This is a genomic window from Variovorax sp. OK212, assembly GCF_900112425.1.
GTDB lineage: Bacteria > Pseudomonadota > Gammaproteobacteria > Burkholderiales > Burkholderiaceae_C > Variovorax.
Map to the genome: position 1 here is coordinate 136,190 of NZ_FOLP01000005.1, position 23,102 is coordinate 159,291.

Genomic DNA, 23,102 nt, shown 5'->3' on the forward strand with positions numbered 1-23,102 from the left:
GGGCGCCGCTCAGGTCGTTTTCATCGCTCATGGCGCAATCCGTCTGAAACTCGCGTAATGGTCTGCCGTGTACCAGCAGGCCTCGGGCGTGGTGCGTTGTTCACCGCCGCAAACGATCCGTTGTGCACCACGATTGCGCGAGCCCGGTGTCGTCACCGTGTACTCGCGGTAGTGGCCACGCCGGGCCGGCGGCAAGATACGTTCGCGATTGCCGAAAACCGAGCCGTCCTTGTCGTACCGGAAGGGGCCACCGTCGAGGATGGCTCGATAGGTTCGCTGGCCCTGAACCGGCAATTCGGACAGTGCAATCGTTCCTTCGTTGGACGTTTTCCCGGTGCCGAACCATCCGCGGGCCTCGGCCCCGGTCGTCAACGCCGCCAGCATCAGGCCGGTGAGCGCAAACTTTGTGACAGAGGACGTGATCGAGGCGTAAGCCGCCATGGGGCACCACAAGAGAAAAGAGCGGGGGTTCCGAATCGGCGATCAACCTCGGGGTTAACCCGCAAATTCAAGCCCGCGAGTGTGCACCACGCTGGCGAAAATAGCAAGCGACTGCCCAAAGTTTGAGCAGTCGCAGGGGCTTCGAGTGGCGCTTTAAGTTGGCGGCCACTCTCGCCGAAGGGCCTATCTTTCGGCGTTTGCGTCAGCCACTGTCAAGGCTGTCATGTTGACGATGCGTCGAACAGTGGCACTGGCCGTGAGAATGTGCACAGGTTTGGCCGCGCCGAGCAGAACCGGGCCGATCGCGATGTTGCCGCCTGCCGCCGTCTTGAGCAGGTTGTACGAAATGTTGGCCGCGTCGATGTTCGGGAATACCAACAGGTTGGCGTCGCCGGCCAGTGCGCTGTGCGGCATGACGACCGCGCGCTGCTTGCTGTCGAGCGCCACGTCGCCGTGCATTTCGCCGTCCACCTCGAGCCAGGGCGCCTGTATGCGCAGCAGTTCGAGGGTCTTGCGCATCTTGATGGCGCTGGGCTCGTTGCTGGTGCCGAAGTTCGAGTGCGACAGCAGCGCGGCCTTCGGCTTCAGGCCGAAACGCATCATTTCCTCGGCCGCCATCGTCGTGATCTCGGCCAGTTCCTCGGGCGAGGGGTCGTAGTTGACGTGCGTGTCGACCAGGAACACCTGGCGGTCGGGCAGCAGCAGGCCGTTCATGCAGGCGTACACCGGCACGTCCTGCGGCGTGCTTTCGCAGCCGCCGGGGCGCTTGCCGATCACCTGGTCGATGTAGTGCAGGTGGATCAGCGTGGTGCCCCAGGTGCCGCAGATCATGCCGTCCACCTCGTCCTTGTGCAGCAGCATCGCGCCGATCAGCGTGAGGCGGCGGCGCATCTCGATCTTCGCGACCTGGGCGGTGATGCCCTTGCGCTCGGTCATGCGGTGATAGGTCTGCCAGAAGTCGCGGTAGCGGTGGTCCTGCTCGACGTTGACGATGTCGTAGTCGAGTTCTTCCTTCAGGCGCAGGCCGAACTTCTCGATGCGCTGGGCGATGATGGCCGGGCGGCCGATCAGCGTCGGGCGCGCCAGGCCTTCGTCGACCACGATCTGCGCGGCGCGCAGCACGCGCTCTTCCTCGCCCTCGCAGTACGCCACGCGCTTCTTGGCGGCGCGGCGGGCCGTCTCGAAGATCGGCTTCATCGTGGTGCCCGAGGCGTAGACGAAGCTCTGCAGCTTGTCGCGGTAGGCGTCCATGTCCTTGATCGGACGCTGCGCCACGCCGCTTTCCTCGGCCGCCTTGGCCACGGCCGGCGCGATCTTCATCATCAGGCGCGGGTCGAAGGGCTTCGGAATCAGGTATTCGGGGCCGAAGGACAGCTTTTCACCGACGTAGGCAGCGGCCACGCGCTCGCTCTGCTCGGCTTGCGCCAGGTCGGCAATGGCGTGCACCGCCGCGATTTCCATCTCGTCGGTGATCGTGGTCGCGCCCGAGTCGAGCGCGCCGCGGAAGATGTACGGGAAGCACAGGACGTTGTTGACCTGGTTCGGGTAGTCGGTGCGGCCGGTGGCCATGATCACGTCGTCGCGCACCGCGTGGGCGTCTTCGGGCGCGATCTCGGGGTTCGGGTTGGCCAGCGCGAAGATCACCGGCTTGGCCGCCATCTTGGCGACCATGTCGGCCTTCAGCACGCCGCCGGCGGACAGGCCCAGGAACACGTCGGCGCCGACGATCACTTCCGACAGCTTGCGCATGTCGGTCTTCTGCATGTAGGCGCGCTTGTCGTCGTCCATCAGCTCTTCGCGGCCTTCGTAGACCACGCCGGCCAGGTCGGTGACGAACACGTTTTCACGCTTCAGGCCCACCTTCAGCAGCAGGTTCAGGCAAGCCAGGGCCGCGGCGCCCGCGCCCGAGGTCACGAGCTTGACCTCGGCGATGTTCTTGCCCGCCACCTTCAGGCCGTTGACCATGGCCGCCGCCACGGTGATGGCCGTGCCGTGCTGGTCGTCGTGGAACACCGGGATCTTCATGCGCTTGCGCAGCTCGCGCTCCACGTAGAAGCAGTCCGGTGCCTTGATGTCTTCCAGGTTGATGGCGCCGAAGGTCGGCTCCAGCGACGCGATGATTTCCACCAGCTTGGCGGGGTCCTTCTCGTCGATCTCGATGTCGAACACGTCGACGCCCGCGAACTTCTTGAACAGGACGCCCTTGCCTTCCATCACCGGCTTGGAGGCCAGCGGGCCGATGTCGCCCAGGCCCAGCACGGCGGTGCCGTTGCTGATCACGCCGACCAGGTTGCCGCGCGAGGTGTACTTGAACGCGTTGGCCGGGTCCTTGACGATTTCCTCGCAGGGCGCGGCCACGCCGGGCGAGTAGGCCAGCGACAGGTCGCGCTGGTTGACCATCTGCTTGGTCGCCGCGATGGCGATCTTGCCGGGGACGGGAAACTCGTGGTACTCGAGGGCGGCACGGCGCAGTTCGGCGCGTTTGTCTTCGGGCGTGGGAGTCGAGGACGTCGAGGGGGTCGAGGGGGTCGAATCGGACATGTGCCTGTAGCTCCTGGTGGCGCTTCTTCTGGGGGCGCCGATTGTAGACCTCGCTCGGAAGGCCTTGCGCAGAGGCCATACGCCGCATGGTGGGGTCGAGCATGACTAAAAGCACGGGCCCGGCGTCAAGTCGCTGTGGCAATATGCACAGTTCGGACAAAACCTGAAAAAACCTCGAGAGGAGCGACCATGGCGCTGATGGATTTCATCAAGAAACAGTTCATCGACATCATCCAGTGGACGGAGACCGGCGATGGCACGCTGGCCTGGCGTTTCCCGATGGCGGAGATGGAAATCCAGAACGGCGCCTCGCTCACCGTTCGCGAATCCCAGGTGGCCGTCTTCGTCAACGAAGGCAAGGTCGCCGACGTGTTCGGCCCCGGCATGTACAAGCTCACGACGCAGACGCTGCCCGTGCTCACGTACCTGAAGAACTGGGACAAGCTCTTCGAGTCCCCCTTCAAGAGCGACGTCTACTTCTTCAGCACGCGCCAGCAGGTCGACCAGAAGTGGGGCACGCCCCAGCCGATCACCATTCGCGACAAAGACTTCGGCGCCGTGCGCCTGCGGGCCTTCGGCAACTACAGCTTCCGCATCGGCGACGCCAAGCTGTTCCACACCGAAATCTCGGGCACGCGCGACATCTACAGCGTGGCCGACCTCGACGGCCAGCTGCGCGGCCTGGTGCTGCAGAACATCAGCAACGCCATCGCGTCCAGCGGCGTGCCCTTCCTCGACCTCGCGGCCAACCAGATCCAGTTCGCGCAGGCGCTCGCCGCCCAGCTGGTGCCCGAGTTCGAGAAGATCGGCATCAAGCTCGAGAACATCACGGTCCAGAACGTCTCGCTGCCCGAAGAACTGCAGAAGATCCTCGACCAGAAGATCGGCATGGGCATGGTCGGCAACGACATGGGCAAGTTCATGCAGTACCAGACGGCGCAGGCGATCCCCAAGTTCGCCGAAGGCGCGGCGGGCGGCGGCGGCATTGCCGGCGACGCCATGGGCCTGGGCGCCGGCGTGGCGCTGGGCCAGGTGCTGGCGCAGAACCTCGCGCAGGGCCTCAGCCCCAACGTGGCCGCGCAGGCCGCCGCCACGCAGCAGCAACCGGCCGTGGCCGTGGTGAGCCCCACCGACGTGATGACCACGCTCGAGAAGCTCGGCGAGCTCAAGACCAAGGGCATCCTCACGCAGGAAGAGTTCGACGCCAAGAAGGTTGAGCTGCTCAAGAAGCTGGTCTAACCCCCAGGCTTCGCGCGCTTCGTGTCGCTCCTCCTCCCCCCTGGCAGGGGGCGATACCGGCGGCCCGGCTTAGCCGGCTCAACGGTGTCCCCCGCTTCGTTCGTCGTTTTTTCCGCAGCGCACCATGGCTGAGGAAACCGGCAACCAACGCTACTACCGCGCGCCCTGCCCCGGCTGCGGCGCGCCCGTCGAATTCCGTTCGGCGCAATCGACCCACGCGGTCTGCCCGTACTGCCAGAGCACCGTCGTGCGCCAGGGCGAGACGCTCGCGCGCACCGGCAAGATGGCCGAGCTGTTCGACGACTTCAGCCCGCTGCAGCTGTTCGCCGCCGGCCGCATCCAGGACAAGCCGTTCACGCTGATCGGCCGGCTGCAGTACACCTACCCGGGCGGTCGCTGGACCGAGTGGATCGCCGCGCTCGACGCGGACCGCACCGGCGTGCTCAGCGAGGACAACGGCGCCTACGTGTTCGCGCTGCCCTTCGACATCCAGCGCGCCGCGCCGCCGTGGAACGAGTTGCGCGTGGGCGCCACCACCGCCTTCGCCGGGCAGAGCTACACCGTCACCTCGAACGAGCAGGTCGCGCTGACCTCGGCGCAGGGCGAACTGCCGCATCTGCCCGAGCTGGGCAAGTCGTTCGCCATGGTCGAGCTGCGCAACGACAAGGGGCTGGTGCTCAGCCTGGACTACGGCACCGCGCCGCCCACGGCCTACCTGGGCCGCTCGGTGCAGCTGGACGACCTGCAGCTCACCGGCCTGCGCGACGAATCCGCCAAGGACGAGAAGGGCCGCAGCTTCAACTGCCCCAACTGCGGCTCGCCGGTCACCGTCAACCTGGCCGACAGCAAGACCATCACCTGCCGCTCGTGCAGCAGCATCATCGACCTGTCGCAGGGCATCGGCGGCGAGCTCAAGCACGCCACGCAGAACGAGCCCGTACGCCCGCTCATCGCGCTGGGCAGCATGGGCCAGCTGCAGGGCGTGCAGTGGCAGGTGGTCGGCTTCCAGCACCGCATGGGCAGCGAGCCCGGCGACGACGAGATGTTCGGCTGGGACGAGTACCTGCTCTTCAACAAGAAGCGCGGCTTCAGCTTCCTGGTGGACGCCGAGGACGGCTGGAGCATGGTCAAGCCGACCACCGGCGCGCCGGTGATGGCCGAGAACGGCAGCAGTGCCACCTACCTCAGCAAGCGCTACCAGCAGCAGTACGCCTACAACGCCGAGACCACCTACGTGGCGGGCGAGTTCTACTGGCAGGTCGAGCGCGGGCAGAAGACCTTCAACCGCGACTTCGCCAGCGGCGGCGCGCTGCTGTCCATGGAGCGCTCGGCCAACGAGCTCACCTGGTCGTCGGGCAGCAAGATCGACAGCGGCGCCGTGGCCACCGCCTTCAAGCTGGACACCAAGAAGGACATGTTCAAGCGCGGCGACGCGCTGCCCGTGAGCGCCGCCTCGGGCATGGGCTGCGGCACCATCATCCTGATCGTCGTGGTGATCATCATCGTGCTGATCATCCTGAGCACCTGCAGCGGCGGCTCGTCGGGCGGCTCGCGCAGCTCGGGCGGTTCGTATGGCGGTTACTCGAGTGGCGGCGGCCACAAATGACGGCGAAGATGTCCACCGCAGGCGTCACGTTTTTCGCGATGTCTCTCATTACTACGACTGGAGGTCCCCATGGGATTTGAATGGCTGAAACCGGGCGTGGTCCTCGGATCGCTCGTGTACGCGCTGATCGGCGTGATCATCTTCTGGCTCTGCTTCCTGATCATCGACAAGATCACCCCCTATGACCTGTGGGGCGAGATCGTCGAGAAGCAGAACGTCGCGCTGGGCCTCGTCGTCGCGGCGATGAGCCTGGGCATCAGCATCATCGTTGCCGCGGCGATCCACTAGCCTGCCGGCCTTGCCCCTCGCTTCGCTTCGTGTCGTTCGCCATCCCCCGCGGGGGAGGCGCGGGCCGCCTCGGGGCGGCTTGGCGGCGACCGCCTGATCCATGGACATTCCAAACAGCACGGCGTTGCCGCCCAAGGGGCCGCAACCCGTAGAGATCGCGCTGCTCGCCAGCGTCTTCGTGGTCGCGGCCTGCGGCCTGGTCTACGAACTGAGCGCGGCCGCGCTGAGCAGCTACCTGCTCGGCGACTCGGTGCTGCAGTTCAGCACCATCATCGGCACCTACCTGTTCGCCATGGGCGTCGGCTCGTGGCTGTCGCGCTATTTCGACCGCCAGCTGCCCGCGCACTTCCTGCGCATCGAGCTGATGGTGGCGCTCATCGGCGGCGCGCTGCCGGCCATCCTGTTCCTGGCCAACGCCTACGTGCCCAGCGCCTTCCGCCTGCTGCTGTACGGCCTGGTGATGGTGGTGGGCACGCTGGTGGGCCTGGAGATCCCGCTGGTCATGCGCATCCTCAAGCGCAACATCGTGCTGAAGAACCTGGTGTCGCAGGTGCTCACCTTCGACTACCTCGGCGCGCTCGCGGTGTCGGTGGCGTTCCCGCTGATCCTGGTGCCGCAGCTCGGCATGATCCGCACCGGCCTGCTGTTCGGCTTCATGAACGCGGCCGTGGCCGTGTGGGCGCTGTGGCTGTTCCGCCATGAGTTGCGCCGCGTCGGCGCGCACGCCATGGCCTGCTTCCTGGCGCTGGCCGCGCTGGTCGCGGCCTTCGTGTGGGCCGACCACATCACCACGCTGGCCGAGGACAAGTTCTACCAGGACCGCATCGTCTTCAGCGCCACCTCGCCCTACCAGCGCATCGTGGTCACGCGCGGCCTGCTGGGCCACCGCCTGTTCCTGAACGGCAACCTGCAGTTCGCCGAGCGCGACGAGTACCGCTACCACGAGGCGCTGGTGCACCCCGTGATGGCCGCGCAAGGCGCGCCGAAGAAGGTCGCCGTGCTCGGCGGCGGCGACGGCATGGCGGTGCGCGAGATCCTCAAGTACCCGTCGGTCGAGTCGGTCACGCTGGTGGAGCTCGACCCGAACATGACCCAGCTCTTCACCACGCACGAGACCCTGGCCGCGCTCAACGGCCATTCGCTGTCGTCGCCCAAGGTGAAGATCGTCAACACCGACGCCTTCCAGTGGCTGCAGCAGCCCGGCGACATGTTCGACGTGATCGTGGTCGACTTTCCGGACCCGACCAACTTCGCCATCGGCAAGCTCTACACCAACAGCTTCTATTCCCTGCTCGAGAAGCGCCTGTCGGCCAGCGGCTACGCCGTGATCCAGACCACCTCGCCGCTGGTGGCGCGCAAGAGCTACTGGACCGTGGCGGCCACCATCGAGTCGGTCGGCCTCACGGCAACGCCGTACCACGCGCACGTGCCCAGCTTCGGCGAGTGGGGCTACATCATCGCGAGCCGCCGGCCGTACCGCATGCCCGACGCGCTGCCCTCGGGCCTGCGCTTCCTGTCGCCTTCCACGCTGCCGCTGATGTTCGACTTCCCGCTCGACATGGCGCGCGTGCCGGCCGAAGTGAACCGGCTGTCCAACCAGACCCTTGTCACCACTTACGAACAGGAGTGGGGCAAGGTGATGGCGCACTAGCCTCCCATGCAACGGCGCGAATTCCTCGGCGTTGCGGCGGGTGCGGCAGGCGCGCTCGCGCTCGCCGGCTGCGAGTCGCCGCCACCTCCCATCGAAGGCGGCTTCACCGGCATCGACGTGGCGCGCGGCCACGCGATGCGCGACGGCGCGCTCAAGAGCTCGCAGCCCGCCACCGTGAAGCGCACGCGCGTCGTCATCGCGGGCGGCGGCGTCGCGGGGCTGGGCGCCGCGCGGGCCTTGCGGCTCGCGGGCATCGACGACTTCACGCTGCTCGAACTCGAAGACGCCGCCGGCGGCAACGCGCGCGGCGGCAGCGTCAACGGCATTGCCTGCCCGCTCGGCGCGCACTACCTGCCCGTGCCCGGCGACGACGCCCGCGAGGTGCAGGACCTGCTCGAGGAGCTCGGCCTGCGCCGCCGCGTGGCGGGCCGCTGGGAGTACGACGAAGTCACCCTCTGCCACAGCCCGCAGGAGCGCCTGTTCTTCCGCGGCGAATGGCAGGACGGCCTGCTGCCCGTGCACGGCGTGGGCGAGCCCACGCTCGCGCAGTACCGCCAGTTCGCGCAGCGCATCGACGCCCTGCAGCACGCCGCGCACTTCGCCATTCCCACGCTCAAGGTCGCCGTCACGCCCGAGCTGCTGGCGCTCGACGCCCTCACCTTCGCCGGCTGGCTCGACAGCGAAGGCTTCAGCGACGCGCAGCTGCGCTGGTACCTCGACTACTGCTGCCGCGACGACTACGGGGCCGGCATCGCGCAGGTGTCGGCCTGGGCCGGCATCCACTACTTCGCGAGCCGCCACGGCTTCCATGCGCCCGGCGACCCGACCGGCAGCGTGAACGACGCGAGCCCCGAGCGCGACGGCATCCTCACCTGGCCCGAGGGCAACGGCTGGCTCACGAAGCAGCTGGCCAGGCCGCTCGGCGAGCGCCTGCGCACCGGCCAGGTGGTCACGCGCATCGCCGAGGTGCGCGGCGGCGTCGAGGTCGACGCGTGGGACGCGGCCACGAAGTCGCTGGTGCGCTGGCAGGCCGAGCGCTGCATCGTCGCGCTGCCGGTGTTCATCGCCGCGCGCGTGGTGGAGAACCCGCCCGAGGTGCTGAAGACCGCCGCCGCGCACGTGCGCTACGCGCCCTGGCTCGTGGCCAACGTGCACCTGCGCGGCCCGCTGGCCGACCGGGCCGGCGCCGCGCCGAGCTGGGACAACGTGATCTACGGCACGCGCGGCCTCGGCTACGTCGATGCGCGCCACCAGTCGCTCGACCCCACGCCGCGCGGCACCGTGCTCAGCTGGTACCGCCCGCTGGGCCCGAGCGGCTACGACACGGCAGACGGGCGCAAGCTGCTGCTCGAGCGCCCCTGGACCGGCTGGCGCGACGAGCTGCTGGCCGAGCTGTCGGTGCCGCACCCCGACCTGCCTTCGCTGGCCACGCGCATCGACATCACGCGCTACGGGCACGCGATGTCCATTCCCCGGCCGGGCCTGCTCGCGCAGATCGGCCCGCAGCGCACCGCGCCCGACGGCGCGCACCGCGGCAGCGTCGTCGCGGGGCGGCTGTCGTTCGCGCACGCGGACTGGTCGGGCTACTCCATCTTCGAGGAGGCGTTCACGCGCGGCCACGTCGCGGGCACCGGGGTGGCAGGGGTGGCGGCGTGAAGACGCTGGTGCTCGGGGGCTACGGCAACTTCGGCGCGCGCATCTGCCGCGCGCTGGCCGCGGACCCCGCCATCGAGTTGCTGGTGGCCGGACGCGACGCGCAGCGCGCCGCGGCATTCGCCGCGTCGATCGGCGGCAACGCGCGTGGCGTGCGCATCGACGCGCAGGCGCCCGGCTTCGCCGGCAGCTTGCGCGAACTGGGCGCGGAACTCGTGATCCACACGGCGGGCCCGTTCCAGAGCCAGGACTACCGCGTGCCGCAAGCCGTTGCAGAAGCCGGCGCGCACTACATCGACCTGGCGGACGGCAGGCGCTTCGTGTGCGACTTTCCGGCGGCGCTCGACGCGGCCTTTCGCGCCGCGGGCCGCACGGCGGTGAGCGGCGCGAGCACCGTGCCCGCGCTGTCGTCCGCGGTGGTCGACCATCTCGCGGCCGGCTGGCAAGGCATTTGCAGCATCGACATCTGCATCGCGCCGGCGCAAGGCGCGCCGCGCGGCGTGGCCACGCTGGCCGGCGTGCTCGCCTACTGCGGCGAGCCGATCCGCGTCTGGCAAGGCGGCCGATGGACCGAGATGCCCGGCTGGGCCGGCCCGGTGAAGGTCGCGTTCGCGCGCATGAAGCCGCGCCGTGGCGCGCTGTGCGACATCCCCGACCTCGAGCTTTTTCCGTCGCGCTACGCCGGCGTGCAATCGGTCATGTTCCGCGCCGCGCTCGAAGTCGGGCTGGCGCAACGCGCCTTCGCCGTCATGGCGTTCATGCGCCGCATCGGCCTGCTGCCCGCGCCGCAGAAGCTGGCGCCGCTGCTGCATTCGGCCGGCCGCGTGTTCGACGCGCTCGGCACCGCGCTCGGCGGCATGGTGGTGCGCGTCGAAGGCACGGACGCGCAAGGCAAGGCCGCACAGCGCGCCTGGCACATTGCCGCCGACGACAACCACGGCCCCGAGATCCCGTGCATGGCCGCCATCCTGCTGGCGCGCCGCCTTGCGCGTGGTGAGCCACTGCCGGCCGGCGCGCACGCCTGCGCCGGCCTGCTCGCGCTGCCCGCATTCGAACCCGAGTTCGCCCGCTGGGGCATGGTGACAGACGTGGTCGAAGAGAACCCGCGCAATGGCACACCGTCGCTTTGAGTTCGACATGCCGGCACCGTCCGGCGTGGTGTTCGACACCTTCCACTATCACCTCTGGCGCGCACGCTGGGACTCGCTGGTCGGCCAGGCACGCGTGGTGGGCGGCGCGCCCTGCCCCTTCGTCGGCGCGGAAACCGAGAACACCGGCGGCGGCCTGCTGCGTGGCCTGTCGATGCGCACGCGCTTCGTCACGTTCGACCGGCCGCACGTGGCGGCCGCGACGATGGTCGGCCGCTCGTTTCCCTTCAGCCGCTGGGCCGCGTCCATGCGGCACCGCGACACCGCGCCGGGGCACTCGGTGCTCATCTATGTCTACACCATCGAGTCGGGGCCGCGCGCCTTGCGCTGGCTGATGGAGCCGGTGGTCGCATGGGTCTTCGCGCGGCAGACGCAGCGCCGGTTCGCGCGCATGCGGACGTTCCTTGCCGCGAACGCGCACGAGGTCGCCGAGTGGCAACGCGCGCAGCAAGCGGGCAGCGCGGCATGACGGGCCCCGGCGACGACCGCCTGCTGCGCTGGAGCCTGGTCGCCGTCTGGCTGTTCACCGGCATCGCCAGCCTCATCGAACTGAACGGCCAGAGCCGCGAGGTGCTGGCCGCGGCCGGCATCGCATCGCCGCCCTGGCTGGTGCAGTGGCTGATCGCCGGCGGCGCCGCGGCGGACCTCGCCATCGGCCTCGCGCTGTGGTGCCGGCCCGGCCGCGCGAGCTACGCCTGCGCCCTCGCGCTGATGGCCGTCATGACCCTCGTGGCGACCGTGCTGCAACCGGGCCTGTGGCTGCACCCGCTCGGCCCGCTGCTCAAGAACCTTCCCATTGCCGCCGTGCTCTGGCATCTCCATCGACGCGCCGCGCCATGAACACCTACCTCGTCCTCAAGTGGCTGCACATCGTCTCCAGCGTGCTCATGGTCGGCACCGGGCTGGGCTCGGCGTTCTACATGTTCTTCACCAACCGCAGCGGCAGCGTGCCCGCGCAGGCCGTGGTCAGCCGGCTGGTGGTGCGGGCCGACTGGTGGTTCACCACGCCCACCGTCATCCTGCAGCCGGCCACCGGCTTCGCGCTGGCGCACATGGCGGGCTGGCCGATGTCCACGCCCTGGCTCGCCGTGTCGCTCGCGCTGTTCGTGTTCGCGGGCATCTGCTGGCTGCCGGTGGTGTGGCTGCAGATCCGCATGGCGGCCCTTGCGGCGCAGGCGCACCGCGAGGCCACGCCGCTGCCACCGCTCTATGCGCGCTACCAGCGCTGTTGGGAGTTGCTCGGCTACCCGGCATTCGTCGCCATGGTCGTGGTGTTCTATCTGATGGTGAACAAGCCGCAGCTGGCGTTCTGACGTTCCGATTCACGGCGCGGCCCTGCCGGCAGTGGGCCTTGTGCAGTTTTCACGAAGACTTCACACACGGCGCCAGCGCTTCACAGACAGTCCGCACACTCGCGGACGCCAACAAAAACACAGTGGGGAGCATCCATGCTTCAAGTCGCCAATCGAAAACTCGCGTCGCTCAGCGACGTGCTCTTCACCGGACTGGGCCGCGTGCTCGGCTTCCTGCGTCCGGTGGCCCGCGGGCTCATCGGTTCCTGGCGACCCCCGGGGTGGCTGCGCATCGCAGGCGCGTTCGTGCTGCTCGGCTTGCAGTGGCTGCAGCAGCGCCTGGCCTGGCTGGTGTTGCTCCTGCTGCTCGTGCTGGCCGGCTGGATGGCCAGCCCCTCCGTGTTGAAGTGGTGGCACGGCCTCACGCCTGACCGCGTGGAGCCCGTCGTCGCCACCGCGAAGACCGAGCCGCCGCAGCGCACGCAGATCGAATTCGACCGGGGGCCCAACCCCTTCGTCATGACCTTCTCGGCTTCGGTGGCGCCCATTGCGCGCATCGGCCAGGAAGCGACCGGCGTCACCATCGAGCCCACCATCGCCGGCCGCTGGACCTGGACCCAGCAGAACCGCCTCGAATTCCTGCCCGCGCAGGACTGGCCCATCGGCCAGCCGTACAAGGTGCAGCTCGCCAGCGGCGCGCTCGCGCCGCACATCGAGATGGCACAGCGCAAGTACGAGTTCACCTCGACCGAGTTCACCGCGCAGATCGCCGCGGCCGAGTTCTACCAGGACCCGGTGCAGCCCAACGTGCGCCGCGCGCTGTTCCAGCTGCGCTTCTCGCACCCCGTGAACACCGCCGAGCTCGAGAAGCGCCTGGTGCTCACCTACGACCAGGCCTGCAGCAGCTCGTTCTTCGGCGTGGGCAAGTGCGCGAGCGAGAAGTTCACGGTCAGCTACGACAAGCTGCGCCTCAACGCCACCCTGCAGTCGGAGCCGCTGTCCATCCCCGAGAAGACGCGCCCCGTGGTGCTGAGCCTCACGGCCGGCGCGCTCGCGCAGAAGGGCGGCCCGGCCCTGCGCAACGACCAGTCGCGCGCGGTCGACATCCCCGGCCTCTTCAGCCTGAGCATCGCCAGCATCGACCCCACCATCGTCACCGGTGAAAACGGCGAGCCCGAGCACGTGATGCACGTCACCGCCTCGATGCCCGTGCACGAGCGCGAAATGGCGCGCGTGGTGCAGGCCTGGCTGCTGCCCGCCACGGAAGAAGCCAAGGGCAACAAGGACGACAGCGACGAAAAGTTCGACTGGTCGGCCGACCCGGCGAAGGTGACCGACGCGGTGCTGCGCCGCGCGAAGAAGCTCAACCTGCAGCCCATTGCCGGCGAGCGCGAGGTGAGCGACATGGTCAGCTTCCGTATGCCGCAGGCCGAGGGCGGTCGCTACCTGCTGGTGCGCGTGGCCAAGGGCCTGAAGACGCCCGGCGGCTACCAGCTCGGCGCCGCGCGCCAGGACGTGCGCCTGCTCAAGACCTTCGCGCCCGAGCTCACCATCATGAGCCAGGGCTCGCTGCTCGCCTTGTCGGGCGAACGCAAGCTGCCGATCCTCGTGCGCGACCTGCCCGGCATCCGCCTGGAAATCGGCCGCCTGCTGCCGCAGCAGCTGCAGCACCTGGTGACGCAGACCAGCGGCGACTTCTCGCACCCGCAGTTCTACGGCGGCCTCACGTCGGACAACCTGGTCGACCGTTTCCAGAAGGAGATCCCGCTCAGCATTCCCGCCGGCAAGGCGCACTACGAGACCGTCGACTTCGCCGAGTACCTGCGCAGCGACGTGGCCGACCGCCGCGGCGTGTTCCTGCTCAAGGTGCAGGGCTACGACCCGCAGGCCAAGAAGAAACCGGAAGGCAATGCCGAAGAAGGCCAGTCCGAAGACGAGCAGCAGCAGGCGCAGTCGTCCGACGAAGAGGGCAATGCGGACGGCAACGGCGAAGGCGGCGACCCCGCGCAGCAGATCGACCAGCGCCTGGTGCTCGTCACCGACCTGGGCATCGTCGCCAAGAAATCGCTCGACGGCACGCGCGACGTGTTCGTGCAGAGCATCGCCAGCGGCCAGCCCGTGGCCGGCGCGCTGGTGGAGGTGTGGGGCCGCAACGGCATGATCGTCGCGTCGCAAGCCACCGACGCAACCGGCGCCGCCAAGCTGCCCAACCTGGCCGGCTACCAGCGCGAGAAGACGCCGGTGGTGCTGGTCGTGCGCAAGGACGGCGACCTGAGCTTCCTGCCCTTCAACCGCAACGACCGCACGCTGGACATCTCGCGCTTCGACGTCGGCGGCCTGCGCGCGGCCGGCGTGCCCAACCAGATGACGGGCTACGTGTTCAGCGACCGCGGCATCTACCGCCCCGGCGACACCATGCACATCGCGATGCTGGTGAAGGCCGGCAACTGGGCCACCTCGCTGCGCGACCTGCCGCTCGAAGCCGAGATCATCGACGCGCGCGGCCTCAGCGTGCGCCGCGAGAAGCTCAAGCTCGGCCCCGGCGGCGCGGCGGAAATCGCCCACACCACGCAGGACACCTCGCCCACCGGCAACTACACCGTCAACCTCTACCTGCCGCGCGAATCCTCGCCCGGCGCGCCCGAGGTCGAGGGCCTGCTGATCGGCAGCACCACGGTGAAGGTGCAGGAGTTCCTGCCCGACCGCACCAAGGTCACGGCCAAGCTCAGCAGCGAAGCCGCCGAAGGCTGGGTCAGGCCGAAAGACCTGAAGGCGCTCGTCGACGTGCAGAACCTGTTCGGCACGCCCGCGCCCGACCGCAAGGTGGAAGGCACGCTCACGCTGAGCCCCGGCTTCCCGGTGTTCCGCGCGTTCACCGACTACGCCTTCTTCGACCCGCAGCGCGCCTCCGACAAGCAGGTCGACGACCTGGGCAGCGTGCAGACCAGCGCCGAGGGCAAGGCCGAGTTCGACCTGCGCCTGTCACGCTTCGACGCCGCCACCTACCAGGTGCACGTGCTGGCCAAGGCCTTCGAGCCCGAGGGCGGGCGCAGCGTGTCGGCCGAGGCGCAGACGCTGGTGAGCGACATGCCCTACCTCGTGGGCGTGAAGGTCGACGGCGACACCAGCTACGTGAGCAAGGGCGCCGCGCGCAACGCCACCGTGATCGCCATCGACCCGCAGGCCAAGAAGACGGCCGTGGCCGAGCTGAAGCTCGAGCGCGTGGAACGCAAGGTGCTGTCGGTGCTCATCAAGCAGGACAACGGCCTGTACCGCTACGAGTCGCGCCGCAAGGAAGTGGTGCTCGACGAGAAGCCCTTCGCCATTGCCGCCGCCGGCAACAACGTGGCGCTGGACACCGGCGCGCCCGGCAACTTCGCGTACGTGGTGCGCAACGCGCAAGGGGTGGAGCTCGGCCGCGTGGAATACAGCGTGGCGGGCAACGCCAACGTGTCGCGCTCGCTCGACCGCAACGCCGAGCTGCAGCTCACGCTCGACCGCAAGGACTACGAGCCGGGCCAGGAGATCGCGGTGAGCATCCGCGCGCCGTACGTGGGCGCGGGCCTCATCACCATCGAGCGCGACAAGGTCTACGCGCATGCGTGGTTCAAGACCGACAAGACCGCCTCGGTGCAGAAGATCACGCTGCCCAAGGGCTTCGAGGGCACGGGCTACATCAACGTGCACTTCGTGCGCGACCCGGCCTCCGACGAGGTCTACATGAGCCCGCTGTCGTACGGCATCGTGCCGTTCGCCACCGCGCTCACGCAACGCACCGCCAACCTGCAGCTCACGAGCACCGAGCTGGTGAAGCCGGGGCAAACGGTGAAGATGAAGCTCACCAGCGACAAGCCCACGCGCGCCGTGGTGTTCGCGGTGGACGAAGGCATCCTGCAGGTGGCGCGCTACAAGACGCCCGACCCGCTGAAGCACTTCTTCCAGAAGCGCGCGCTCGAAGTGGGCACGCTGCAGACGCTCGACCTGATCCTGCCGGAGTTCAAGAAGCTCATGCAGGGCGCCGCGCCCGGCGGCGACGGCGAAGGCGAGCTCGGCAAGCACCTGAACCCGTTCAAGCGCAAGCGCGACAAGCCGGTGGCCTACTGGTCGGGCCTGGTGGACGTGAACGGCAGCCGCGAGTTCAGCTACACCGTGCCCGAGAGCTTCAACGGCAGCCTGCGCGTGATGGCCGTGGCCGTGAACGACGAGACCACCGCCGCCAAGACCACGCGCACCGTGGTGCGCGGCGACATGGTGATCCTGCCGAACGCGCCGCTGGCCATGGCGCCCGGCGACACCGTGGAAGTGGGCGTGGGCCTGGCGAACAACATCGCGGGCTCGGGCAAGGACGCGCCCATTGCGCTCACCCTCACCGCCTCCGGTGGCCTCGAGGTGGTGGGCGACGCCACGCAGACGCTCAAGGTCAACGAGCGCGGCGAAGCCAGCACCAAATTCAACGTGCGCGCCAAGCCGGGCGAGCAGGCGGTGCTGGGGTCTTCCGCGCTGGTGTTCACATCGACGCACAAGAGCTTCAGCGCGCGCCTGTCGACCGAGGTGAGCGTGCGGCCGGCGTCGCCCTTCGTCACGCTGGTGCAGGCGGGCAGCTTCCAGCGCGCGGGGGAGCTGAGCAGCAAGGCCGACCTGTACCCGAACTTCCGCCAGAGCGACGTGGCCGTGTCGGCCGCGCCGTGGGCCTTTGCCACCGGCCTCATGCAGTACCTGGAGGCCTACCCGCACGGCTGCACCGAGCAGATCACGAGCCAGACCTTCCCGGCCGTGCTGCTCGCGGGCCGCCCCGAGCTGGTGAAGGAAATGGCGCGCGGCCGCACGGCCGAGCAGGGCCCGCTGTCCGAGGCGCGCAAGACCTTCGAGCGCTACCTGGCGCAGCTGCGCGCGCGGCAGACGGCCGACGGCGGCTTCTCGCTGTGGCCCGGCGCCGGCACCGACGCCTTCGCCACGCTGTACGCCGTGCACCTGCTGGTCGAGGCGAAGGACCACAAGCTGCCCGTGCCGCAAGACCTGCTGCAGCAGGCCAATGCCTACCTGCAGGGCTGGCTGGGCAGCGGCGACAGCTCGCTCGACGGCTGGCGCCAGCGCACGCAGGCGGCCTACCTGCTGACGCGCCAGGGCATCATCGCGCCGGCCGCGCTGGCCAACCTGCGCGAAGCCTGGCGCACGAAGAAGGCGCAGGGTTGGAACGACGACCTGGGCGCCGTGTACCTGGCCGCGAGCTACCAGCTCGTGAAGCAGGAGCAGGTGGCCAACGAGCTTCTCGACCCGGTGTGGAGCGACCTGCTCGCGCGCACCGAGAAGAAGCAGCGCCGCAACGTGTGGGGCGCCTACTACGACCCGCTGGTGCACGACAGCATGACGCTGCACCTGGTGGGCCGCCACTTCCCCGCGCGCCTGAAGACGCTGAAGCCCGCGGTGTGGGAAGGCATGGCCGGGATGGTGCGCGACGGCTGGTACAACAGCCTGTCGTCGGCCTCGATGCTGCTGGCGGTCGACTCGTACTTCGAGGCCGTGGGGCAGAACGCCGAAGGCAAGCTCACGGCGAGCGCCGTCAATGCGCAAGGCCAGGCCGCCGCGCTCGCGCTGGGCGCGGTGAACCCCATCACCCGCGCCGCCGTGCCGGCCGGCACGGCCAAGCTGAAGCTGTCGAACGACAGCGACTTCAACCTCTACTACAGCTGGGCCGAACAGGGCTTCGAACGCAACGTGCCCGCCACGCCGGTGAACCAGGGCATGGAGATCTCCCACGAGGTGCTCGACGCCAAGGGCAACCCGGTCACCAAGGTGAAGCTCGGCGAAGAGGTCACGGTGCGGGTGCGCGTGCGCAGCCTGGAGCGCGCGCAGATCAACGACGTGGCGCTGGTCGACGTGCTGCCCGGCGGGCTGGAGCCGGTGTTGAACGCGGTGGGCGACGACGACGATGCCGATGCCGATGCGCCGATCTGGAAGAAACGCCTGGGCGGCGGCGGTTCGTGGAAGGTGCAGTACGCCGACATCCGCGAAGACCGCGTCGTGTTCTACGGCGGCGTGGGCAAGGACCTGCTCGAGGTGACCTACAAGGCGCGCGCCACCAACGTGGGCGACTACGTGGTGCCGGCGGCGTATGGCGAGGCGATGTACGACCGGCGCGTGTTCTCGCGCTCGGCCGGTGCGCGCTTCCAGGTGGTGGGCAATTGAAAAAAAAGCAGGTGACCTTGCTTGTCCCCTCTCCCCTCTCCCCTCGGGGAGAGGGTCAGGGTGAGGGCTCGGCCTTCGTATGACCACCGTGCCTGATTCGTCGCCGCTGCCCTCACCCCAACCCTCTCCCGCAAGCGGGAGAGGGAGCAGCAGCCGGGGAAGGAAGGCGCTGATCACCCTCGCGGTCTTCGCCGCGTTGCTCGCCCTGCTGCGGCTCTGGCCGCACGCGCAACTCAGCGAAACCGTCGGCAGCTCGCGCGCCGTCTACGCGCAAGGCGGCGAGCTGCTGCGCCTCACGCTCGCGGGCGACGAGCAGTACCGCCTGTGGGTGCCGCTCGAACGCATCTCGCCCACGCTGGTCGACGCGGTGCTGCTGTACGAAGACCGCCGCTTCCACGCGCACCCCGGCGTGAACCCCGCCGCGCTGGCACGCAGCGCGTGGCGCATTGCCAGCGGCGAGCGCCGCCAGGGCGGCTCCACGCTCACCATGCAGCTGGCGCGCCGCGTGTACGGCATCGACAGCCGCACGCCCACCGGCAAGGTCGCGCAGATCTTCGCCGCGCTGTGGCTGGAGGCGCGCTTCAGCAAGCACGACATCCTCGAGGCCTACCTCAACACCGCGCCCTACGGCGGCAACATCGAAGGCGTGCAGGCCGCGAGCCTCATCTACTTCCGCAAGGACGCCGTCAAGCTCAGCCTGCCCGAGGCGCTGACGCTCGCGGTGATTCCGCAGAACCCCGTGAAGCGCATCGCCGAGCGCGGCCGCAACGCCGAGCTGCAATCGGCGCGCGAACGCCTGTGGGCGCTGTGGGCCGAGCGCGACCCGACCGCGAAGCAGCACGCGCCCGATGCGCAACTGGCGCTCTCGGCACAGTCGCGCGGCAGCCTGCCCTTTCTCGCACCGCACGCCACCGACATGCTGCTCGCGCAGGAGCGCGGCGTGCAGGAGGTGCGCACCACGCTCGACCTGCGCATGCAGGCCACGCTCGAGCGCGTGATGGGCCAGTACCTGCGCACGCATGCCGACGTGGGCATGACCAACGCGAGCGCGCTGCTGCTCGACGCCTCCACCATGCAGGTGCGCGCGATGATCGGCTCGGCCGACTTCCGCAACGACGCCATTGCGGGCCAGGTCAACGGCGTGCTCGCCAAGCGCTCGCCGGGCTCCACGCTCAAGCCCTTCATCTACGCGCTCGCGCTCGACCAGGGGCTGCTGCACCCGAGAACGATGCTGAAGGACGCGCCCACCTCCTTCGGCCCCTACACGCCGGAGAACTTCGACCACCGCTTCGCCGGCCCCTTGTCGGCGCAGGAGGCGCTCATTCGCAGCCGCAACATTCCCGCGGTGGCCGTGGCGGCGAAGCTCTCGCGGCCGGGGCTCTACGACTTCATGCGCCTGGCGGGCGTGCAGAAGCTGCAGAGCGAATCGCACTACGGCCTGGCGCTGGTGCTGGGCGGCGGCGAGGTCACGCCCGAGGAGCTGGCAGGCATGTACGCCACGCTGGCCAATGGCGGCATCTCGCAGCCCATTCGCTACACGCAGCCCGCGCCCGACGAGCGCCCGGTGCAGCCGCTGCGCCTCTTGAGCGAAGAGGCCTCCTTCATCACGCTCGACATGCTGCGCCACACGCCGCGCCCCGACACCACGCTGCCCGCGCGCCCCGCCATCGCATGGAAGACGGGCACGTCATGGGGCTTTCGCGACGCGTGGACGGCCGGCGTGTTCGGCCGCCACGTGCTGGTGGTGTGGGTGGGCAATTTCGATGGCAGCAGCAATCCCGCGCTGGTGGGCGTCGATGCGGCCGCGCCGCTTTTCCTGCGCATGGTCGATGCGCTGCGCGCCGAGCGGCTCGACCCCGGCGAGGTGGTGTCGCGCCAGCCGCCCGACCTGCGCCAGGTCGAGGTGTGCGCGGCCACGGGCGGCCTGCCCGACGCGCTGTGCCCGGTGCGCGCCATGACGTGGTTCATCGCCGGCAAGTCGCCCATCCAGGTCAGCAACCTGCACCGCGCGGTGTGGGTCGACGAGACCACCGGCAAGGTGGTGTGCGGCCCGCAGCCCAACGCGCGCCAGCAGGTGGTGGAGCAATGGGGCAGCGACATGCGCCGCCTGTTCCGCCAGGCCGGCCTGCCGCGCGCGAGCGCGCCGTCCGACGGCTGCGAGAACGATGGCAACGCGCCCGAGGGCGCGCCGCTCATCACCTCGCCGCTGCGCGGTGTGCGCCACACGCTGCGCGTGAAGAAACCCGAGCCGCTGGTGCTGCGCGCCGAGGCCGCCGCCGGCACGCAGACCGTCTACTGGTTCGCCGACGACGCGCTCATCGGCCGCGCCGCGCCGGGCGAAGGCATCACGTGGATGCCCGACCTTGCGGAGTCGGGCCGGCGCTACGTGCTGCGCGCGGTCGACGACCAGGGGCGCGCCGAATCGCGCGAGGTCACGGTAGACATCGCACCCTGAACGGATGTCATGGGCGCGTCATGCCTGCCCGGCATGGTCACGCGTTTTCGACTTGGAACTTTCCCGCCCATGACGCGTCTCGCCTCCCTTTCTTTCATCGCCCTGGCCACCGCGCTCGCCTGCGGCAGCGTGACGGCGCAGACCGCCTTCCCCGCCACGCTCGCCGGCCACGCCGTGCTGCCCGCGCAGAGCTTCGTGGCCGCGCCGAAGGACGCGCCGGCCGACCTGCAGGTCAGCGGCAAGTTCACCACGGCCAAGCGCGTGGAGGCGATCGGCTCGGTCGAGGGGCTTTCGGCCGGACGCGGCACGGGCGTGTCGGTGCCCTTCAAGGGCCAGCCGCTGCAGGGCCACTCGGGCATCAAGAAGATGGACGACGGCTCGTTCTGGATCCTCACGGACAACGGCGCCGGCGCCAAGGCCAACTCGCCCGACTTCATGCTCTACCTGAACCACTACAAGGTGGACTTCAAGAGCGGCAAGTTCAACCGCCTGGAGACCGTGTTCCTGCACGACCCCGACAAGAAGGTGCCGTTTCGCATCGTCCATGAAGGCACAAAGCAGCGCTACCTGACGGGCTCCGACTTCGACCCCGAGAGCTTCCAGTTCGCCGGCAGCGCGCTGTGGATCGGCGAGGAGTTCGGCCCCTTCCTGATCAAGGCCGACCTCAAGGGCAAGGTGCTCGCGGTGTTCGACACGCTGGTCGACGGCAAGGCCGTGCGCTCGCCCGACCACCCGGGCGTGACCACGCCGGGCGCGCCCGGTGGCGCGGTCGACTTCCAGATCAAGCGCTCCAAGGGCTTCGAGGGCATGGCTTCTTCGAAGGACGGCAGCAAGCTCTACGCGCTGCTCGAAGGCCCGGTGTGGAACGCGGAAGCCAAGGACTACGAGCGCGTGGAAGGCAAGGAAGCGCTGCGCGTGCTGGAGTTCGACGTGGCCACCGAGAAGTGGACCGGGCGTCATTGGAAGTACGTGCTGGAAGCCAACGGCAACGCCATCGGCGACTTCAACATGATCGACGCCACCACGGGCCTGATCATCGAACGCGACAACGGCGAGGGCACCAGCGACAAGGCCTGCCCCGAAGGCCAGAAGCGCACCGACTGCTTCCACGACATCGCCAGGTTCAAGCGCGTCTACAAGGTCGAGCTGAGCGACGCGAACGTGGGTGGTGCGGCGCGCAAGATCGGCTACATCGACCTGCTGAACATCGCTGACCCCGACAAGCTCGCGCGCAAGCCGCTGAACGACGGCGTGCTGAAGTTCCCGTTCTTCACCATCGAGAACGTCGACGTGGTGGACGCCACGCACATCGTGGTCGGCAACGACAACAACCTGCCCTTCTCGAGCAGCCGCGAGCCGAACAAGGCGGACGACAACGAGCTGGTGCTGCTGGAAGCCGGCGCGCTGCTGCAGGCGAAGTAAAGAGCCAGGCACGGCGGCCGGGCCTGCGAGCCCGGCCGCCGTTTTCGCTTTCTAGTACGCGATGTCCGCGACGATGCGGGCCACCTGCCGTTCGACCAGGCGGTGCTCCGCGGCAAGCGCGCGCACCGACTTGCCGGTGCTGAAGTCCGTGCGGATGCGCTCGTTGCGGATGGCATCGAACGCGCGCTGCGCCTTGGGCAGCACGAAGCGCAGCCCGGTGCCGTCGATGGCGTACTCCGCGCTCAGCGCGCGCAGCTTGTCGAAGCCGATCAGCCCCGCAATCGGGTGCTCCGGCGTCGGGTGGGCCGGAATGTAGATGCGCAGGCCGCCGTAGCGCTCGATCAGGCGCAGGGTGGCGGGCAGCCCGATCAGCCGCACGAACTCGCGCAGCCGGGGCGGCAGCAGTTCGCTTGCCAGCTCGCTTGCCAGTGCGGTGACCGCCTGCCGCAGGCCGGTGCCTCCTTGCCGGTACGGCGGCGGCAGCCCCGGCGCGATCCTGTTCGGTGGAAAGGGTGTCATGGCGATGAATTCCGGTGGGCTCATGCGGCGGCCACGTCCAGGTTGATGGGCGTGTACTCGCCCGTGGCGTCGTCGCGCTCGTAGAAGCGGATGTAGGGCTTGGTGCTCGCGATCTTCATGCTGTCGCCGATCGCCTTCATGGCCTGCTGCCACTTCTCGTCGGCGATGTCGTGGCGGCGCAGGCCGAGCACGCGCGCGGTGCTGATCTTTCCCTGCTGGTCGACCTGGAACGCGTCGTTCACCAGCACCTTGATGTTGGCGTTGCTGCCCCTGCTCCAGCCCTGGATGCATTCGTCGATCAGCGCTTTGGCGGCCTGCAGGCGCTCGTCGAAGACCACGGTGTCCTGCATGCGGCGCTCGACCTTGTGCTTGCCGTCGAAGCTCAGCAGCGTGACGTTGCCCTTCTTGCCGCCCTTTTTCACGTCGTAGGCGGCCAGGCTGCGCTCGATGAACTCGTGCACCGCATTCATGGCCGACAGCTTGAACCCGATCAGCGCCGCGCTCTGCCGGCGCGCCTGCTCGCAGAGTTCGCTGACCACGGCGTGGCGGTCCTTGTCGATCGGCTTGATCTTCGACACCGGGATCAGTGCGTCGTTGGCGTCTTTCCAGTAACCCGGGTGGTGTGCGATGGCTTCTTGCATGGAATGTCCTCTCAGGAGTT

Annotated in this window: 16 protein-coding genes; 12 read left to right on the forward strand and 4 right to left on the reverse strand. The window is 68.8% G+C overall.

The window, feature by feature from the left end:
- Positions 1-27: 27 nt before the first annotated feature.
- Positions 28-441, reverse strand: coding sequence for a guanyl-specific ribonuclease (locus BM004_RS17170; RefSeq protein ID WP_093128860.1), 414 nt, complete (start codon positions 439-441; stop codon positions 28-30).
- Between the two features lie 183 nt (positions 442-624).
- Positions 625-2,982, reverse strand: a complete 2,358-nt coding sequence (locus BM004_RS17175) for an NADP-dependent malic enzyme (protein ID WP_093128861.1) — start codon at positions 2,980-2,982, stop codon at positions 625-627.
- Between the two features lie 189 nt (positions 2,983-3,171).
- On the opposite strand from BM004_RS17175, the gene BM004_RS17180 reads away from it, so the two are divergent.
- The 12 genes from BM004_RS17180 (at position 3,172) to BM004_RS17235 (ending at position 21,922) form a co-directional block, all read left to right on the forward strand.
- Positions 3,172-4,221 carry an SPFH domain-containing protein gene (locus BM004_RS17180; RefSeq protein ID WP_093128862.1) on the forward strand — a complete coding sequence of 350 codons (1,050 nt, stop codon included), beginning with the start codon at positions 3,172-3,174 and terminating at the stop codon, positions 4,219-4,221.
- Between the two features lie 124 nt (positions 4,222-4,345).
- Positions 4,346-5,827 carry a DUF4178 domain-containing protein gene (locus tag BM004_RS17185; RefSeq protein WP_093215203.1) on the forward strand — a complete coding sequence of 494 codons (1,482 nt, stop codon included), beginning with the start codon at positions 4,346-4,348 and terminating at the stop codon, positions 5,825-5,827.
- 69 nt (positions 5,828-5,896) lie between these two features.
- Positions 5,897-6,115, forward strand: coding sequence for a DUF350 domain-containing protein (locus tag BM004_RS17190; protein ID WP_093128864.1), 219 nt, complete (start codon positions 5,897-5,899; stop codon positions 6,113-6,115).
- Between the two features lie 100 nt (positions 6,116-6,215).
- The gene (locus BM004_RS17195; protein ID WP_093215205.1) at positions 6,216-7,766 is read left to right on the forward strand and encodes a polyamine aminopropyltransferase; all 1,551 of its coding nucleotides are present in this window, start codon (positions 6,216-6,218) and stop codon (positions 7,764-7,766) included.
- Between the two features lie 6 nt (positions 7,767-7,772).
- A complete protein-coding gene (locus tag BM004_RS17200; RefSeq protein WP_093215208.1) occupies positions 7,773-9,422 on the forward strand; it encodes an FAD-dependent oxidoreductase in 1,650 nt (549 codons plus the stop codon).
- Complete coding sequence (locus tag BM004_RS17205; protein ID WP_093215210.1) at positions 9,419-10,549, forward strand: saccharopine dehydrogenase family protein; 1,131 nt, start codon at positions 9,419-9,421, stop codon at positions 10,547-10,549. Before BM004_RS17200 ends, BM004_RS17205 begins: the two co-directional genes overlap by 4 nt.
- 7 nt (positions 10,550-10,556) lie before the next feature.
- Complete coding sequence (locus BM004_RS17210) at positions 10,557-11,036, forward strand: SRPBCC family protein (protein WP_256219929.1); 480 nt, start codon at positions 10,557-10,559, stop codon at positions 11,034-11,036.
- On the forward strand, positions 11,033-11,407 hold the full coding sequence (locus BM004_RS17215) for a DoxX-like family protein (RefSeq protein WP_093215215.1): 375 nt from the start codon (positions 11,033-11,035) through the stop codon (positions 11,405-11,407). Before BM004_RS17210 ends, BM004_RS17215 begins: the two co-directional genes overlap by 4 nt.
- Positions 11,404-11,880: a DUF2269 family protein gene (locus tag BM004_RS17220; protein ID WP_093128870.1), complete on the forward strand. Its 477-nt coding sequence runs from the start codon at positions 11,404-11,406 to the stop codon at positions 11,878-11,880. Before BM004_RS17215 ends, BM004_RS17220 begins: the two co-directional genes overlap by 4 nt.
- A 135-nt stretch (positions 11,881-12,015) precedes the next feature.
- Positions 12,016-18,045 (forward strand): alpha-2-macroglobulin family protein, encoded by a 6,030-nt coding sequence (locus BM004_RS17225; RefSeq protein ID WP_093215218.1) that lies wholly within the window; start codon positions 12,016-12,018, stop codon positions 18,043-18,045.
- A gap of 79 nt (positions 18,046-18,124) precedes the next feature.
- Positions 18,125-20,500 carry a penicillin-binding protein 1C gene (pbpC, locus tag BM004_RS17230; RefSeq protein WP_256219930.1) on the forward strand — a complete coding sequence of 792 codons (2,376 nt, stop codon included), beginning with the start codon at positions 18,125-18,127 and terminating at the stop codon, positions 20,498-20,500.
- A gap of 69 nt (positions 20,501-20,569) precedes the next feature.
- On the forward strand, positions 20,570-21,922 hold the full coding sequence (locus tag BM004_RS17235) for an esterase-like activity of phytase family protein (protein WP_093215221.1): 1,353 nt from the start codon (positions 20,570-20,572) through the stop codon (positions 21,920-21,922).
- Between the two features lie 51 nt (positions 21,923-21,973).
- On the opposite strand, the gene BM004_RS17240 is transcribed toward BM004_RS17235, so the two are convergent.
- Both BM004_RS17240 and BM004_RS17245 read right to left on the reverse strand, forming a co-directional pair.
- Positions 21,974-22,441 carry a Mor transcription activator family protein gene (locus BM004_RS17240; protein ID WP_256219931.1) on the reverse strand — a complete coding sequence of 156 codons (468 nt, stop codon included), beginning with the start codon at positions 22,439-22,441 and terminating at the stop codon, positions 21,974-21,976.
- Between the two features lie 20 nt (positions 22,442-22,461).
- Positions 22,462-23,082 (reverse strand): DUF3164 family protein, encoded by a 621-nt coding sequence (locus BM004_RS17245; RefSeq protein ID WP_093128874.1) that lies wholly within the window; start codon positions 23,080-23,082, stop codon positions 22,462-22,464.
- Between the last annotated feature and the right edge of the window lie 20 nt (positions 23,083-23,102).